Annotated in this window: 15 protein-coding genes and 1 pseudogene; 5 read left to right on the top strand and 11 right to left on the bottom strand. The window is 64.9% G+C overall.

The annotated features are described in order from the left end of the window. Nucleotides 1–440: 440 nt before the first annotated feature. Both NX862_RS15140 and murD read right to left on the bottom strand, forming a co-directional pair. A complete protein-coding gene (locus NX862_RS15140) occupies nt 441–914 on the bottom strand; it encodes a GFA family protein (protein WP_264494761.1) in 474 nt (157 codons plus the stop codon). 49 nt (nt 915–963) lie between these two features. Next, nucleotides 964–2,382, bottom strand: a pseudogene (gene murD, locus NX862_RS15135) (UDP-N-acetylmuramoyl-L-alanine--D-glutamate ligase); the annotation flags it as partial. A gap of 236 nt (nt 2,383–2,618) precedes the next feature. Here murD and NX862_RS15130 point away from each other — a divergent pair. Then, entirely contained in the window at nt 2,619–3,071 is a 453-nt protein-coding gene (locus NX862_RS15130) for a GNAT family N-acetyltransferase (protein ID WP_264494760.1), read from the top strand. A 333-nt stretch (nt 3,072–3,404) separates the two neighbouring features. Here the strand turns inward: NX862_RS15130 and NX862_RS15125 are convergent, their stop codons facing one another. The 4 genes from NX862_RS15125 to NX862_RS15110 are packed head-to-tail and all read right to left on the bottom strand — an operon-like array spanning nt 3,405 to nt 7,334. Then, nucleotides 3,405–4,130 (bottom strand): proteasome-type protease, encoded by a 726-nt coding sequence (locus NX862_RS15125; protein ID WP_264494759.1) that lies wholly within the window; start codon nt 4,128–4,130, stop codon nt 3,405–3,407. Between the two features lie 40 nt (nt 4,131–4,170). Continuing rightward, nucleotides 4,171–4,974, bottom strand: a complete 804-nt coding sequence (locus NX862_RS15120; protein ID WP_264494758.1) for a transglutaminase family protein — start codon at nt 4,972–4,974, stop codon at nt 4,171–4,173. Further along, nucleotides 4,974–5,921 (bottom strand): alpha-E domain-containing protein, encoded by a 948-nt coding sequence (locus NX862_RS15115; protein WP_264494757.1) that lies wholly within the window; start codon nt 5,919–5,921, stop codon nt 4,974–4,976. The genes NX862_RS15120 and NX862_RS15115 overlap by 1 nt, the downstream gene beginning before the upstream one ends. Before the next feature lie 3 nt (nt 5,922–5,924). Continuing rightward, nucleotides 5,925–7,334: a circularly permuted type 2 ATP-grasp protein gene (locus NX862_RS15110; protein WP_264494756.1), complete on the bottom strand. Its 1,410-nt coding sequence runs from the start codon at nt 7,332–7,334 to the stop codon at nt 5,925–5,927. A gap of 220 nt (nt 7,335–7,554) precedes the next feature. Between NX862_RS15110 and NX862_RS15105 the strand changes: the two genes are divergently transcribed. The 4 genes from NX862_RS15105 (at nt 7,555) to NX862_RS15090 (ending at nt 12,031) form a co-directional block, all read left to right on the top strand. After that, complete coding sequence (locus NX862_RS15105; RefSeq protein ID WP_264494755.1) at nt 7,555–8,496, top strand: ligase-associated DNA damage response exonuclease; 942 nt, start codon at nt 7,555–7,557, stop codon at nt 8,494–8,496. 119 nt (nt 8,497–8,615) lie between these two features. Beyond that, nucleotides 8,616–9,317, top strand: a complete 702-nt coding sequence (locus tag NX862_RS15100; protein ID WP_264494754.1) for a hypothetical protein — start codon at nt 8,616–8,618, stop codon at nt 9,315–9,317. Nucleotides 9,318–9,374: 57 nt separating this feature from the next. Beyond that, the gene (locus NX862_RS15095) at nt 9,375–11,210 is read left to right on the top strand and encodes a M3 family oligoendopeptidase (protein WP_413694579.1); all 1,836 of its coding nucleotides are present in this window, start codon (nt 9,375–9,377) and stop codon (nt 11,208–11,210) included. Nucleotides 11,211–11,473: 263 nt separating this feature from the next. Next, nucleotides 11,474–12,031, top strand: coding sequence for a carbonic anhydrase (locus NX862_RS15090; protein ID WP_264494753.1), 558 nt, complete (start codon nt 11,474–11,476; stop codon nt 12,029–12,031). 221 nt (nt 12,032–12,252) lie between these two features. Here NX862_RS15090 and NX862_RS15085 read toward each other — a convergent pair whose 3' ends face one another. From NX862_RS15085 to rpoH, 5 genes are all read right to left on the bottom strand, one after another. Beyond that, nucleotides 12,253–12,525, bottom strand: coding sequence for a DUF4389 domain-containing protein (locus NX862_RS15085; protein WP_264494752.1), 273 nt, complete (start codon nt 12,523–12,525; stop codon nt 12,253–12,255). 265 nt (nt 12,526–12,790) lie between these two features. After that, a complete protein-coding gene (locus tag NX862_RS15080) occupies nt 12,791–13,795 on the bottom strand; it encodes a Gfo/Idh/MocA family protein (RefSeq protein ID WP_264494751.1) in 1,005 nt (334 codons plus the stop codon). Between the two features lie 63 nt (nt 13,796–13,858). Then, nucleotides 13,859–14,617 carry a CDP-diacylglycerol--serine O-phosphatidyltransferase gene (pssA, locus tag NX862_RS15075; RefSeq protein ID WP_264494750.1) on the bottom strand — a complete coding sequence of 253 codons (759 nt, stop codon included), beginning with the start codon at nt 14,615–14,617 and terminating at the stop codon, nt 13,859–13,861. Then, complete coding sequence (locus NX862_RS15070; RefSeq protein ID WP_264494799.1) at nt 14,617–15,339, bottom strand: phosphatidylserine decarboxylase; 723 nt, start codon at nt 15,337–15,339, stop codon at nt 14,617–14,619. Before NX862_RS15070 ends, pssA begins: the two co-directional genes overlap by 1 nt. Before the next feature lie 490 nt (nt 15,340–15,829). Continuing rightward, on the bottom strand, nt 15,830–16,723 hold the full coding sequence (gene rpoH, locus NX862_RS15065; protein ID WP_264494749.1) for an RNA polymerase sigma factor RpoH: 894 nt from the start codon (nt 16,721–16,723) through the stop codon (nt 15,830–15,832). Between the last annotated feature and the right edge of the window lies 1 nt (nt 16,724).

Below are 16,724 nucleotides of genomic sequence, written 5' to 3'. Positions count from 1 at the left end.
TGATCACTGCCCGCCCGGGTTATGTCCCGGATCAGGTTCAAGGTTAGCGCAATCCGGCCTTGGTGGCTAGCGTGATTTCCTTAAGCCAGGTGGAGCGGCTGACGCCGCAAGCCGATATCTCGCCTCTGGTCGCGTGCCGCGCCCAACCGGCTCGGGGTCCTGGCGGCAGAAGTGCCACCAGGATCGGGAGAGGGGGGGTGGGGAGACTGGGAGGGAAGAGTCTGGGGGGGGAGGGAACGGGACGGGGTGGGATCGGGAGGGTGCGAGAGTGGACGGCGCGAAAGCCCCCCGCTTGTTCGAAAAAGACCTTCACCGCCCTGCTTGCCCCAAGCTCACCGACATGGGTCCTCCGCGGGGTTCAGGGGTCCCTTGCAGGCTTCCTCGCCCTTCCTCGCGCTTCAACCGACTTCAGGCCAAGGCACCCGAGCCCGAAGCAGGCCCTAGCCCGCAACCCCATGACGGGCCAGAAGATCCGCCCGTCGGGCAAGGCTTTCGGCCGGCCAGAGCGTCGATCTTTGGTAGAACTCTGCAAAGGCCGGGATGGCGGGGGCCAAGAGGACCCAGGGCAGCTTGGTCGCGGTAAAGATATGCACGTCCGGCGGGCAGTCTGCGGGCCGCGTCAGCGTCCCCACCCTGACGAAGGCCATCAGCCGCCCTGCCCCGGCGTAATGGCTGTAAAGCGTCACCCGGCAGGTCGGGCAACGCGCCATCACCTGGCCCTTGCCCGAGGCCGAGGGCGTGACCACCTCGTCAACCGCGCCCGTGACCTCGACCGCCTCGGTCTCGATCATCGCGTTCAGCGCAAAGGCCGCTCCGGTTTCACGCTGGCACCAGGTGCAGTGGCAGGCATGGGTGAAAAGCGGCTTGCGGGTCAGCCGATAGCTGACCGCGCCACAGGTGCAATGTCCGTCCATCCAGCCCTCCGCTATTTCGGGGTATGATGAAGCGGCGCAGGGATGGGCGTCAAGCGGCGCCTTGGCCCAACAGCGCCTTGACCTGCGCGGTGAAATCCTCGCCGCGCATTTCGAAATTGGCGTATTGGTCGAAACTCGCCGCCGCGGGCGACAGTAGCACGACCTCCCCCGCCACAGCCTCGGCCGCAGCACGGGCCACCGCCGTCGCCATATCGCCGCAGATCTCGTGGGGGACCGCGCCCAACTGCGCCGCAAACTCCGCCGCCGAGGCGCCGATCAGATAGGCCTTGACCACCGCGCCCATTTCGCCTGCCAGCGCGGCAATCCCGCCGTCTTTCCCCTGCCCCCCCGCAATCCAGCGGATCGCCGGATAGGCCCGCAAAGCCTGAGCGGCCGAGTCCACATTGGTGGCCTTGCTGTCATTGACAAACCGCACGCCCGCGCGTTCGCCCACGACCTGACTGCGATGCGCCAGCCCCGCGAAACTGGCCATCGCGGCCTCGATCACCTTGGGCGCCAGCCCCAGCGTCCGGCAGACCGCCCAGGCCGCGCAGGCGTTCTGATGGTTGTGCGCGCCCGGCAAGCCCGCCATCCCCCGCAGATCGACCGAGGCCACCTGCTTGCCCCGCCGCCACTCCGCCAGAAAGCCCTTGCGCGCGAAGACCGTCCAGGCATAGCCCTCCAGCTTTTGCCCCGAGGACACCCGGATCACCCGGTCATCCGTCGGCCCCTCTGCCAGTTGGCCCGCCAGAAACCGCCCCTCGACCTCATCGACGCCGATCACCGCGCGGTCCGGCCCGCCCTCGGCAAATAGCCGCCTTTTGGCCGCGAAATAGCCGCCCATGCCGTTGTGACGGTCCAGATGATCGGGCGACAGGTTGGTGAAAACCGCGATATCCGGCGTCAGGCTGCGGGCAAGTTCTGTCTGATAGGACGACAGCTCCAGCACCACGACCTCGTTGTTTTGCGCAGGCTCCAGGTCCAGCACGCCAACCCCGATGTTGCCGCCCATCTGGCAAGGCCGCCCCGAGACGTCCAGAATGTGATGGATCAGCGCCGTCGTAGTCGATTTCCCGTTTGATCCGGTGATGCAGACCACCTTGGGGGTCTGGTCAAAGTCGTGGAACTCTTCGGTGGCATAGGACCGGAAGAACAGGCCGATGTCATTGTCGACCGCAATCCCAAGCTCCATCGCGCGGGCAATCACCGGATGGGGCGCGGGATACAGATGCGCAATCCCCGGAGAGGTCACAAGCAGGTCCGCCGTCTCGATGCCGCCGCGGCGGATCAGGTCGGTCAAGGCAAAGCCCTCGGCCTCGGCCTTGGCGCGCGCCGCTTCGCCATCGTCCCACAACAGGACCTCTGCCCCGCCCGCCTGCAAGGCCCGCGCCGCTGCAAGGCCAGAGCGCCCAAGGCCCAGGACCGCCACTTTTTTACCTTCGACGCCAAGGACCGGGATCATTGCAAGCCTCCATTTTGACGCGGAAGATGGGCTGGAAAGGGGTCAGGCGCAAGATGCGGCGGCACGGATGGGGCAAGCCATTGACGGGTCATGATTTTCCGCCAAAGGTCCGCAGTCTGGACCGAAAGCCTGCGCACCACTGGACTTGGGCCCAGCCCCCGCAGCCCTTGACGCCGCCCCCGCCCCGAGGCTCGATCAAAGGCCCGACCCAAGCCCCGGCCAAAGCCCCGCAGGAGACCGAAATGACCACGATCCGCCCCCTCACGCCCGATGACCGCGCCACCTGGGAGGCGCTTTTTGCCGCCTATGCCGGGTTTTACAAGGCCACGACGACGCCCGAGGGCCGCGAGGCCGTCTGGGACTGGATCTTTGGCGCCGAGGATTTCTGGTGCGACCTGCTGGAGGTCGAGGGCAAGGCCCTGGGCCTTGTGCAATACCAGCTGATGCATCGGTCGCTGTCGGGGGGGAAGGTGGTCTATCTGTCGGACCTTTATGTCGACCCCACCCAGCGCGGCGGCGGTCTTGGGCGGGCGCTGATCGACCATGTGATCGGTTTCGCCAAGGCGCGGGGCATCGGCAATGTCCGCTGGCTGACGCAAGAGTTCAACTATGCCGGCCGCAGGCTCTATGACAGCTATGCGCCCAAAAGCGACTTCATCCTGTATTCGGTGCCCGTTCCGGCTTACCCGGGCTGACCGACCAAGCCCCGGAGTTTACCTCGGGCGACGCAAACGGCGGCAAAGCGCAAGATGACCGGGTCGCCACGGCCGCAAGCCGTCACGCCATCCGCCAGCGCCCGATCCGAAGTCTCCGCCACCTGCCACGCGCCCGCGGCAGCCAGCTTTGTCAGGGGCTCGATGCCCCTGACAAAGCTTCGACCTCTCCCGAGGAGGCCGAGGCGAAGCCGAGGCCCACCCGCCCGCCCGCGCAACACTCCAGCACAGACCAAGACTGGGGCAAAGACCAAGACTGGGGCAGATACCAAGACTGGGGCCCAGACCACGGCAAAGCCCCACCCCCGCCCCCCCTCAGATCTCGATCTGCGTGAACCCGTCGCGCAGGGCCCGGCTCCAGGCCTCGGACATGGCGCGGAACTGCGGGTCGCCCGCCTCGATCCGACGCCGTTGCGTGACCTTCAAGGCGTCGCGCTCGATCAGGCACATGTCCAGCGGCATCCCCACCGACAGGTTCGACCGCAGCGTCGAATCCATCGACAGCAGCACCGCCTTTTGCGCATCGGCCAGCGTCGTCCCCATCTTGACCACCCGGTCCAGGATCGGCTTGCCGTATTTATGCTCGCCGATCTGCAAGAACGGCGTGTCCTCGGTGGCCTGGATGAAGTTCCCCTCCGGATAGACCAGGAAAAGCCGCATCTGCCCGCCCTTGCGCTGCCCCGCCACGATCAGCGACGCACTTGCCCCCTGGTTCATCGCCGACAGCTTCTCGTCGATCTCCAACCGGGTGGCCGCAAGGGTATTGCCGATGATCGAAGCCGCCTTCAGCAGCGTTGGCGCCTTCAGGATCGAGGTCGTCTCATCGGCATCCGGCGCGTCAATCGCCTCTTGCAGCCGTGCCATGGCGGTCTGTGTCACCGACAAAGACCCCGCCGTCATGATCACGATGACGCTTTCGCCGGGCTTTTCGAAAAAGAACATCTTCCGATAGGTCGAGATATTGTCCAGCCCCGCATTGGTGCGGGTGTCCGACAACAAAACCAGCCCGGCATCAAGGCAAAGCCCCACACAATAGGTCATCACAGTCTCCGTCTCTTGCGCCAAGCGTCAGGGCGGGACCCTATTGCTGCGTGGCCAGAACCGCAACCGTCACATCCAGGGTTTCCGCCCCCGTGGACCTTGCAGAGCCGCGGATTGGCGCCGCCTCTCGCGCATCCAGACCAGAGCCCAGCCGCACATAGCGCGCATCCGGACAACATTCATTGGCCGGATCAAACCCGACCCAGCCCAGGCCCGGCACGAAAAGTTCCGCCCAGGCATGGGCCGCCTGATGCGCCGCGCCCTCGGCCAAAAGATAGCCCGAGACATAGCGCGCCGGCACCCCATTGGCCCGCGCGACGGCGCACAGGATATGGGCGTGGTCCTGACAAACGCCCTCGCCTTCCTCCAAAGCCTCGGCGGCGGTGGTGTGCATCTGGGTGGCGCCGGGCGTATAGGCCACGGCCTCGGACACCGCGGACGACAACAGGTGACAGGCCGCAAGCCGGTTCTCTGCCCCCTCGGCCAGCCGCGCCAAAGTCGCAAGCCCCCCCGCCAGTTCGGTCAACTGCGTCTCGCGCAAATAGGCCTCGACCGCGACGCTTTCGCGGTGGCCGCGCAGAACGCCGGCCGTGTCGTTCGTGGCCACGCGGCCGCGCACCCGGACCTCGATTTCGCGCACCGGCCCCTTGACCGACCAGCCCTGCACGACATCCCCCGCCCCGTCGCGAAAGCTGCCCCCCATGACCCCGCCCGAAACCTCGATCTGCCAGTCGATGACCTCTTGGCCGTCGTGAAGCGAGGGCGTCAGGCGGTGGCTTTGCACGACCCCGCGCACCGGGACGTCATAGCGATAGCGCGTCAGGTGGTCGATAAGCAGAAGCATCACATGTCTCCCGACAGATAGCTGTCATGGACGGCACCGGCCAGCGCCGCCGTCTCGCGGATCACCCGGGTCAGGAAGTCGTGCAAACCCTCTTCAAAGATCGCCTCGGGGGTCGCGGCCGACAGGCCCTGCAACAGCCCCTGCGCCAGATGCTGCGCCTCGGTGTCGCGGCCATAAAGCTGTGCCAGGTGCTTCAGCGCCGTGTCGATCTCTTGCCCGCAGGTCATCAAGGCCCGCGGACACGCCGGGTTCAGGATCAGGAAATGCGCGATCTTGTGGGCGGTCAACTCGCCACCATAGGCCCAGTGAAAGGCGCGGTTCAGGTTCAGCGCGCGCAACAGCATGGCCCATTGGTCGTTTTCCGCCCCCGCCCCGATCACCCCGGCACGCGGCAGCAGAACGTAATACTTCACGTCAATGATCCGCGCCGTGGCATCGGCGCGCTCGATTGCAAAGCCCAGGTTCAAAAAGTCGTATCCGTCGTTGCGAAGCAGCGTCGCATCTATGGCGCCGCGCAGCATCGCGGTCTGCTTGGTCGTCCAGTCGGTCAGCCGCGACAGCTCCAGCTGGCTGCGCGGCGTGCGTTCGATCTGGCGCAGCTCTTGAAAGGTGGTGTTCAAGGCGTCCCAGACCTGCCCCGTCAAGGCCGTCCGCACGATCCGCCCATTCTCCCGCGCGGCCGTCAGGGACGAGGCGATGGACGAGGGATTGTCACGGTCAAAGAACAAAAAGCTCTCGATGTTGCGCTGCGCAAAGCTGTCGTATTTCTTTTGAAAGGCCGCGGTCTGGCCCGTGGCGTTCAGGATCGACTCCCATTCATTGCGAAAGCCCTGCGCGGTGGGCAACAGCGACATCCGCGCGCCCACCTCCAGCAGACGGGCCAGCGTCTCGGCGCGCTCCATATAGCGGGCGATCCAATACAGATTGTCGGCGGTTCTTGATAGCATGACTTACTCCGCCAAAACCCAGGTATCCTTGACGCCGCCACCCTGGGACGAGTTCACGACCAGCGAGCCTTCGCGCAGCGCCACCCGTGTCAGGCCGCCGGGGACCAGTTCGATACGTTCCCCTACCAGACAATAGGGCCGCAGGTCGACATGGCGCGGCGCCACACCTTCCTCGACAAAGGTCGGCGTCGTCGAAAGCGACAGCGTCGGCTGGGCGATATAGTTCGACGGGTCCTTCAGGATCTTGTGGCGGAAGGTCTCGATTTCATCCTTGGTCGATTTCGGCCCCACCAGCATCCCATACCCGCCCGAGCCATGGACCTCTTTGACCACCAGTTCCGGCAGGTTCTCCAGCACGTATTTCAGGTCATCGGTCCCGGCGCATTTCCAGGTCGGCACGTTTTGCAGGATCGGTTCTTCGCCCAGGTAAAACCGGATCATCTCGGGGACATAGGTATAAACCGCCTTGTCATCGGCGACGCCTGCGCCCGGGGCGGAACATATGCTGACGCCCCCAGACCGGTAGACATCCATCAACCCCGGCACGCCCAGCATGGAATCAGGGCGGAAGCACAGGGGGTCCAGAAAGGCATCGTCGATCCGGCGATAGATCACATCGACGCGCTTGGGCCCTTCGGTCGTGCGCATATAGACATATTCGCCATCGACAAACAGATCGGCGCCCTCGACCAGTTCGACGCCCATCAGGTCGGCCAGGAAAGAGTGTTCGTAATAGGCGCTGTTGAAATGGCCGGGCGTCAGGATCACGACCGTCGGATCGCCCTGACACTTCTGCGGCGCCACCGACATCAGCGTGCGGCGCAAGGCCTCGTGATAGCCATCCACCGGCGCGATGCGGTTTTCGCGGAACAGGTCGGGGAACATCCGCATCATCATCTCGCGGGATTCCAGCATGTAGCTGACTCCCGAAGGCGTGCGGCAGTTGTCTTCCAGCACAAAGAAATCCGTGGGGCCGGTGCGGACGATGTCGATGCCAACGATATGGGAATAAACCCCTTTCGGCGGAACGAACCCGGCCACGGCGCGTTCATAGGCCTCGTTTTGATAGACCAGGTTCGCGGGGATGCGGCCGGCGCGGATGATCTCTCCGCGGCCATAGACATCGGTCAGAAAGGCGTTCAAGGCCTTGGCGCGCTGCTTGATGCCACGTTCCAGCTTGCCCCATTCGGAATGGGTAAAGACGCGGGGGAACATGTCAAAGGGGATCAGCCGGTCGGGATCGCCGCCCTCGCCATAGACGGCGAAGGTGATGCCGATGCGGCGAAACAGCGCCTCGGCCTCGGCCTGTTTCTGGACGCGCAGGGCGGCGGGCATCCCGTTCATCCAGGCCTGAAGACCGGCATAGGGCGAGCGGACCTGATCGGACTCGAACATCTCGTTGAAGTGGGTCATGCGGCCTCCCTTTTGTCCGAGTAAAGCCTTGGCGGGGCGCAGGCGAAAGGGGGGGACGCGGGAAAAAGGTGCAAAGGGGGAAAACTGCGCGAAATTTGTGCAAATGGCGCGCGGACGCCCCTTTCAAATTGACCCAAATATCCCCGGCCCAAGGCGCAGCTTTCCCCGCCCCCCAGCACGCACCCTACCCAAAGGCCCCAGCGCGGCCTATCCTTGGGCCATGGACCTGATCGAACGGCGGCCCGAGGGGCTTTATTGTCCCGCTGGGGATTTCTACATCGACCCGATGCGCAAGGTGGACCGGGCCTTGGTCACGCATGGCCATTCCGACCATGCGGCGCGGGGCATGGGGTCCTATCTGTGCAGCGCGGGCACCCTGCCCGTGATCCGTCACCGGCTGGGGCGCATCACGGCCGAGGGGATCGCCTATGGCGAAAAGCGGCGGATCGGCGATGTGGTGGTCAGCTTTCACCCCGCGGGCCATGTGCCGGGCTCGGCGCAAATCCGGATCGAGGGGGCCTCTGGCGTCTGGGTCGCGGCGGGCGACTACAAGGTCGAACGCGATGCGCTGTGCGAGGCGTTTGAGCCGGTGTCTTGCGACACGTTCATCACCGAGACGACCTTTGGCCTGCCGATCTTTCAGTGGTCGCCCGAGGCCGAGGTTCTTGCCGCACTGCGCGACTGGTGGGCGGAGAATGTGGCCTTGGGGCTGACATCGGTCGTGCTGGCCTATTCCTTTGGCAAGGCGCAACGGCTGCTGGCGGGGCTTGCCGCCCTGGACCTGCCGGGGGCGCTGGCGACCCATCCCACGGTCGAGGCCATGACAGAGGTCCTGCGCGGGGCGGGGTATGCTTTGCCGCCCACGGTCTGCGGGACGGTCCCCAAGGGCGCGCTGGTGGTGGCCACGCCGCAGGGCATGGCCTCGGACTGGGCCTTGGGGCTGGGGCCGGCCCGGGTTGCAGCGGCCTCGGGCTGGATGGCTTTGGCCGCGCGGCGCCGCGGGGTGGACCGGGCTTTTGTCCTGTCCGATCATGCGGATTGGGGCGGCTTGAACACGGCGGTAGAGGCCACCGGGGCCGGGCGGGTCATCTGCCTGCACGGCTACCGCGCGGAATATGCGGGCTGGCTGCGCGGGCGGGGCTATCTGTCCGAGGCGTGGTAGGGGTGAATTCGGGGGGCTCGCTCCCCCCGAACCCCCTGGCCCCGAAACCCCAGGCTGGAGGGGCCTCCTGCCCCTCCAGACCTCCCCGGGAGTATTTGGATCAGTATGAAAGACGGGCGATGAAGGATCTGGCGGCGTTTCTGGAGGGCGGGCCTGCGACCGGGGCGCGGTTTGCGGGGCATGGCTTTGCCGCACCAGAGCTTGCGCGAGAGGTGCTGGCGGGGCGCAAAGTGATGGCGATGGGGGAGATTTGGGCGCGCGTGACGGAGGGGCTTTCGCCGGAACTGGCGGCCTCTTGTCTGGGGGTTTGTGGGGATCGGGCGGAGGCTGCGGCTTTGCTCATGGGGCCGGGGCTTGGCGCGCCCGTGACGCTGGACGAGGTGGCGCGCGTCACCACCGAGGGGGTCTTTGCCCTTGCCGCCCGGATGTCTCCCACCGAGCGCGCCTGGTTCTTTCGGCTGATCTCGGGCGCGCGGCGCGATGTGGTCGTCGAAGAGGCGGGGGGGCCGGGGGAATGTCTGGCCGTCCTGACCATGATCGAGGGCGATCAGGGCCAATTCGCGGTGCGGCGCGGCAATGGGCTGGTGCCCTTGGCCAAGCTGCCCCTGGGTCCCCATGGCGCCGAGGTCCTGGCCTGGGCGCGCGGCGCGGTGCTGGAACGCTTTGGCCCCCTGCGGTCCGTCCGGGCCGAACAGGTCTTTCGCATCGGCTGGGACGCGCGGGTGATCAACAAACGCCGCAAGATCGGCCATGACCTTGTGGGGGCGCGTGTGCTGGCTTGGGAAAAGGGCGCCTCGGCCGATCAGATCGCCGAAGGGTGAGGTTCCCTTTTGCCCCGCCCGCGCCTATCTATGGGAAAACAGTCCTCCGAGGTTCCCATGATGCAATTCCCCCTGCCCCGCCCAGGTTTTCCCCGCCCGGTCTTTGACGTCAACGCCGGGGGCGCTGCCTTTGGCGATCTGCCCTCCTGGGACCTGTCCGACCTTTACACCGCGCCCGATGCGCCGGAGCTGGCTCGCGACATCTCGTGGCTGAAACAGTCCTGCGCCGGGTTCTCGGAGAGCTATCAGGGCAAGCTGGCGGCGCTGTCAGCCGATCAGATGCTGGATTGCGTCCAGGCCTATGAGCGGATCGAGACCACCGCCGGCCGCGTCATGTCCTATGCCGGGCTGCGCTATTACCAGAACACGCTGGACGGCGAGCGCGCCAAGTTCATGGCCGATTGCGAAGGCCAGATCACCGATTTCACCGCGCATCTGGTGTTTTTCTCGCTAGAGTTCAACACGCTGGAGGATGCGCATCTTTCGGGGCTGCTGGAGGCGAACCCGGCGCTGGCCCGGTATAAGCCCGTCTTTGACCGGATGCGCGCGATGCGGCCGCACCAGCTTTCGGCGGAATTGGAACAGTTCCTGCATGATCAGGGCGTCGTGGGCGCCAGCGCCTGGAACAAGCTGTTCGATGAGACGATGGCCGGGCTGATGTTCGTCGTGGATGGTGAGGCCATGCCTTTGGAGGCCACCTTGAACCTGCTGACCGACCCGGATCGGGGCCGCAGGGCCGCGGGGGCTGCGGCTTTGGCCGAGGTCTTCCAGACCAACGTGAAGCTGTTCGCGCGGATCACCAATACGCTCGCCAAGGAAAAGGAAATCCACGACCGCTGGCGCAAGATGCCCAGCCCCCAAGCCGGGCGCCACCTGTCAAACCATGTGGAGCCCGAGGTGGTCGAGGCGCTGCGCAATGCCGTCGTGGCCTCCTACCCCAAGCTGTCCCATCGCTATTACAAGCTGAAGGCCAAGTGGCTGGGGCTGGACCGCCTGCAGACCTGGGACCGCAACGCCCCCCTGCCGCAGGAAAACCCGCGCCTTGTGCCCTGGGATGAGGCGGTTCAAACCGTGCAGGGCGCCTATGCCGCCTTTGACCCGCGCATGGCCGCGATCGCCCAGCCCTTTTATGACAAGGGCTGGATTGATGCGGGGGTGAAGCCGGGCAAGGCTCCGGGCGCCTTTGCCCATCCGACCGTGACCACCGTGCATCCCTATGTGATGCTGAACTACCTGGGCAAACCGCGCGACGTGATGACCTTGGCGCATGAGCTGGGTCACGGCGTCCATCAGGTGCTTGCGGCGGGTCAGGGCGAGATGCTGTCCTCTACCCCGCTGACCCTGGCCGAAACCGCCAGCGTCTTCGGCGAGATGCTGACCTTCCGCCGCCTGCTGGATGGCGCGACGTCCCAGGCCGAACGCAAGACCCTGCTGGCCGGCAAGGTCGAGGACATGATCAACACGGTCGTTCGCCAGATCGCGTTTTACGACTTTGAATGCAAGCTGCACGCCGCCCGCGCCGAAGGCGAGTTGACGCCCGAGGATATCAACGCCTTGTGGATGTCGGTGCAGGCCGAAAGTCTGGGGCCGGTCTTTGAATTCCAGCCGGGATACGAGACCTTCTGGTGCTATATCCCGCATTTCATCCACTCGCCGTTTTACGTCTATGCCTATGCCTTCGGCGACGGGCTGGTGAACGCGCTTTATGCGACCTATGCCGAAGGGATGGCGGGCTTTGAGGACAAGTATTTCGAGATGCTGAAGGCCGGCGGATCGAAGCACCACAAAGAGCTGTTGGCGCCCTTTGGCTTGGACCTGTCGGACCCGAAGTTCTGGGATCGTGGCCTGTCGATGATCGCGGGCTTCATCGACGAGTTGGAGGCGATGGAGTAAGCGGGCGCCCCCGGGCTACGCGGCATCCCGAGGTTTGGGGGAACAGAACTCTGCGTCAACGGCGTAGCCCGGGGTATACCCCGGGTTTCGCCCCCGCGATGGCAAGAGGCGCGTCTTAAGACATTCTTGGCACTTCGGCCTTACGCTGTAACGCGGTGTGTGTTTCGGTGAGGTATGCGATGTGTCAACTTTCCACCTGCCCTCATAAGGGGCTGGAAAAATCGGGCTTGGGCAGACGCGGGTTTCTGACAGGAATGGCGGGAATGGCGGCCTTGATGGCCTCACCTGTGCGGGCGGGGGGGCATGCGGATGCGATCCTGTTGTCCTGCATGGATTTCCGCCTGATCGACGATCTGGCGATCATGATGAACCAGATGCAATACCGCAATTCCTATGACCATGTGATCCTGGCGGGCGGTGCGCTGGGGGCGGTCCATCCGCAATTCGAACCTTGGCATGATGTGTTCTGGGAACATGTCGGCCTGGCGGTCAAGCTCCATTCCGTGCGCGAAATCGTGGTCATCGACCACCGTGACTGCGGCGCGGCCAAGCTGGCCCTGGGCGAGGATGTCGTGGCCGATCCCCAGGCGGAACTGGCCGCCCATACCGCGGTCCTGGCGCAGTTCTCCGAGGTCGCGCTTCAACGGTTCCCAGAATTGCATGTCAAAGGCTTCCTCATGAACCTGGACGGCTCGGTCGAACGGCTGCGCCCCGAGGCCATGGCCGACCATGCTTCGGCGTCCGACGCAGAGGCCGCGCAGAACGCCGAACACGGGGCAGAGGGCGGGGGCGACCACGCGGCGGAAGAGGTCACGCATTAGCGCGACAGGCGGGGTGGCCTTTTGGCCCGAGGCCGGGGTGGGTGCGCCCCGCGGATCACGCGCCAGGCCACTAAGGGTCTTTTGACGCGAGGCCGGGGTGTGCGGCATCCCCGTGCCCGGCCGACCCGGGGCGCAAACCCCGGGGGGCGTCACGAAATTCCGTAAAAGGGCAACTATCGGCCTTTAGGCGGCGGCATCCACCGCCGAAAGGTTCGAAAACATCAATCCAGTTTAGACCAAGGCCAAGGCCGCTCTTCGCTTTGGCCCAGTTGAAAACGCGTGGCCTTGGCCTGCCAGGCGCCCAGCGTCAAGCCAAAGGCCTGGATCTCGGCATTGGGCGCGCCTTGCGAGGTCGCCATGACGATCAGTTGCAGCAGCGCCAGGATATGCACCAGCGTCGTGGCCGCCCCCATCAGCAACGCCACGACCATCACCCAAAAAAGCCGCATCCACAGTGACGTCTTGGCGGATTTGGGCTCGGAAACTTCGGTCATTCTGTCCTCCTGGATCAGCCCCAGACATGGGGAGGACATCGCCGCATTGCATCACCTCCCACACGAATTCCCCCGTGACCTGTCGTCACAGGGGGCTGTGGGGGAGGGGGGCATTCGTGACGGCGGGCCGTGGCGGCTGCCACGAGAACGTCGCAGCAAAGGCCTCTGCTGTGGCCGTGGAGGCTTTCCCGCCGAAGCTTGGGATTGCGCCAAACATTTGCACCAAAAATTCTCTGCACAAATCCTCGGCGCAAACCCTCGGCGCCTACAGCGTCACTTCGCTTTCCATCTGGAAGACCCGGTCGATCATGGCCTGGGTGCCGCGCACGAATTCCAGCGGACAGGGATAGGGCGCCCCGGTGCGGACCGAGTGGCAAAAGGCCTCGACCTGCAGCTTGTATTGGTTGACGCCCGGAAAGCGTTCGACCACGACCTTGTTGCCCGGCAAGTGCAATTCCACCTGCGCCTGGTCGTGAACCCCGGCGTTGAAGGGCGCATTGGCCACCCGGATCATGCCTTTCTCTCCCTGAAACACCACCTCTTGCCGGTTGTGCAGCCGCATCGAGGTCATGGCGGAATAGGTGAAGCGGCCCACAGAACTTCCGGCCGCGCCCTGCATCACCGAAAAGACCTGCGCCCAGACATCCACGCCATTCTCGCGCCGGATCTTGGAGGTCAGCTCTTGCGGCTCTGCCCCGGTGACGAACCGCACCGAGCCATAGGTATAGACCCCGATATCCCGGATGCCGCCGCCGCCCGTTTCGGGCTTGTTGCGGATATTGTCGTGGTCTTCCTTGTTGTTATAGGAAAACGCAGCATCGACATGCAAAACCCGGCCGATCGCGCCTTCCTCGACCAAGGCCTTCGCCCGCTGCCATTGCGGGTGAAAGACGATCATATAGGCCTCGGCCGCAAGCTTTTTGGCAGCATCACGGGCGTTGATGATCTGGTCGACCTCGCGGGCATGCATGGCGATGGGCTTTTCGGTCAGCACATGCTTGCCCGCAGCCAGGGCTTTCAGCGTCCACAGCACATGCAGATGGTTGGGCAGCGGAATATAGACCGCCTCGACCTCTGGGTCGGCCAACAGTGCGTCATAGCTGTCATGGACCTTTACCCCCGGCGCAAAGGCGCGAAAGCCCTCGGCCTTGTCCGGCCAGGCGGTTGCCAGCGCGTAAAGCTCGGCCCCATGAGCCGCATGAATCGCCGGCGCCATATGCTCGCGCGCAAACTTCGCCGCCCCGAGAATTCCCCATTTTACCGCTGACATGATCACCCCTCCACTTTGACCACAGGCTAGGGGAAAGGGCCAAGCCTCGCAAGCGGGCCGGGGTCAGAGGCCGCGCAAGCCGCGGCGGTTCTTGCGGAACTGCCACAGCGACTGCAGGATCACGGCGATATAGGCCAGGTCGATCAGAAGCATGGTCTGCCAGGGATAGGTCAACAGCGCCGCGACCATGGCGACAAAGCCGATGACGACAAAGCGGACGTTTTCGGCATAGACCGTCACCGATTTGAAGGACGGCGTCGGGATGCGGCTGATCATCAGCCCGCCCACCAGCAGCATCCACAGCATCAGCCCAAAGGGCGGCAGCTTGGCGCCGGGCCAGATGAAGGCCACGTAAATCGGCATCAGGGCCAGCATCGCACCCGCAGGCGCAGGCACCCCGGTAAAGGTCGAGGCGGGCTCTCCTTCCGCCTTTTCCATCCGGTTGCCGATGTTGAACCGCGCCAGCCGCAACATGCAGCAGGACGCATAGATCAAGGTGGCGATCCAGCCGCCCGATTGCTGCCCCGCAAGGCCCCAAAGATAGACCACAAGCCCCGTCGCCACGCCAAAGTTGACGAAGTCGACAAAGCTGTCAAGTTCGGCCCCCATCTCGGATTCCGACTTCAACAGGCGCGCCACGCGGCCATCAAGGCCGTCCAGCACCGCCGCCAGCAGGATCATCGCCACCGCCAAAGCAAACTGCCCGTTGACCGCGAACCTGATCCCGGTCAGGCCCGAACACATGGCCGAAATCGTCATCAGGTTGGGCAAAAGCTGCGTCAGGTGCAGTTCGCGGGGGCGCTGATCGGGGCGGGGGTCCATCACTCCCTCCGCGCGGGCCGGGCGGCGGCATCCGAGGACAGGTCGGCAATCACCGTCTCACCCGCGATCATGGTTTGACCCAAGGCCACCATCGGCGCCACGCCCGCCGGCAGATAGACATCCAAGCGCGAGCCGAAGCGGATCAGGCCAAAGCGGTCGCCGGTGCGCAAGGACTGGCCGGGCTTGGCGAAACACAGGATGCGGCGCGCGATCAGGCCCGCGATCTGCACCACGGCGACGCGGGTGCCGTTCGCCGTCTCGATCAGCAGGGCGTTGCGCTCGTTGTCCTCGGACGCCTTGTCCAAGGAGGCATTGACGAAGGTGCCGGGGCGATAGGCGATGGTCTCGATCCGGCCGCCAATGGGCATGCGGTTCACATGGCAGTTGAAGACCGACATGAAGACCGACACGCGCAAGAGGGGCTGCGGCCCCATGCCCAATTCGGCCGGAGGCACGGCGGGTTCGATCAGCGAGATCACCCCATCGGCCGGCGAGATGATCAGGCTGTCGCCCTGCGGCACCGACCGCACCGGGTCGCGAAAGAAGTAATAGCACCAGACGGTAAGGCCGACGCCCAGCCAGCCCAGCGGCTCCCACAGCCAGAAAAAGACCAGCGTGACCCCCGCAAAGATCGGCAAAAAGCGCCAGCCCTCGGGATGCATCGGTTTCAGAAAAGTGCCAAGCATGGTCATGTCGCGTCTCCTCGTATCAGGCTTGGTGATACGCGGGGGGCGCGCGGGGTGCAACCATTCCCGGGTTTTCCGATGGGGGCGGGGCCGAAGATGTGAAGCCCATGCGCAGGCGGGGTGGGGTGGCCCGGGACTGCTAGGGGAGGACGGGGCGTGAACGGGTAGGATGGGGCGTGCCGGGGATGACCGTGATTGAACGGGAAGGACTGAGATTGTTTGGGAAGGGCTGGGACTCTGATCGGAAGGGTCAGGTCCTCTGCCCGGTCCGAGTCAGCGCCGCGGCCAAAAGAGGCGCCCTGGCCCTTGGGGCCGGGGCGCCGGTCCCAGGTCGGTGTGGGCGCGAACAAGCGATGGTCCATACGCCCGCGCCCCAAAAACTTCGGCCCCGGAGACCCCCGGGGCCATTCTGCTCCAGACCACACAGCATCAGACCCCAAGCCTTGGGAGTCTCGCCTGACGCCTGAAGCCCAAGGCTCGAAGCAAAAGCCTGCGGCCTCAAACCCCAAGCCTTGGGCCTCAGCCCTCAAGCCGGCACGATCATGCCCTTTTCCACCGCCAGCTCGCGCATCCGGGATTGCAGCTTTTCAAAGGCCCGCACCTCGATCTGGCGGATCCGCTCCCGCGAGACGCCATAGCTGGCCGACAGATCCTCCAGCGTCACCGGCTCTTCGGCCAGGCGCCGCTTGGTCAGGACATCGCGTTCGCGGTCGTTCAGGGCGTCCATCGCCCGCGTCAGCAGCGTCAGCCGCGCGTCCATTTCGTTGCGCTCGGCATAGTCGCCCGCCTGGTCGCTGTCCTCGTCCTCCAGCCAGTCTTGCCACTGGCTCGCGCCCTCTTCGGACCCGACAGAGGCGTTCAGCGAGGCATCCCCCCCCGAAAGCCGCCGGTTCATCGCGATCACCTCGGCCTCCGAGACCGACAGATCCTTGGCGATCTGAGCCAGGTTTTCGGGCCGCAAATCGCCCTCTTCCAGCGCGCCGACCTTGGCTTTCGCCTTGCGCAGGTTGAAGAACAGCTTCTTTTGCGCGCTGGTCGTGCCCAGCTTCACCAGGCTCCAGGACCGCAGGATATATTCCTGGATCGAGGCCCTGATCCACCACATCGCATAGGTCGCCAGCCGAAAGCCCTTTTCGGGATCAAACCGCTTGACCGCCTGCATGAGGCCCACATTGGCCTCAGAGATCACCTCGGCCTGGGGCAAGCCATAGCCGCGATAGCCCATGGCGATCTTGGCCGCCAAGCGCAGGTGAGACGTCACCAACTGGTGCGCGGCCTGGCTGTCCTGACGGTCAACCCAAGCCTTGGCCAGCATATATTCCTGTTCCGGCTCCAAAAGCGGAAAACGCCGGATTTCTTGCAGATACCGGTTCAACCCCTGTTCGGGGCTGGGTGCCGGAAGATTAGCGTAGGTGCTCATA

This window comes from Stagnihabitans lacustris, assembly GCF_025950525.1.
In the GTDB taxonomy this organism is placed as follows: domain Bacteria; phylum Pseudomonadota; class Alphaproteobacteria; order Rhodobacterales; family Rhodobacteraceae; genus Stagnihabitans.
Note: the sequence above shows the minus strand (reverse complement) of the source record. Positions and strands in the feature narration are given on the sequence as shown.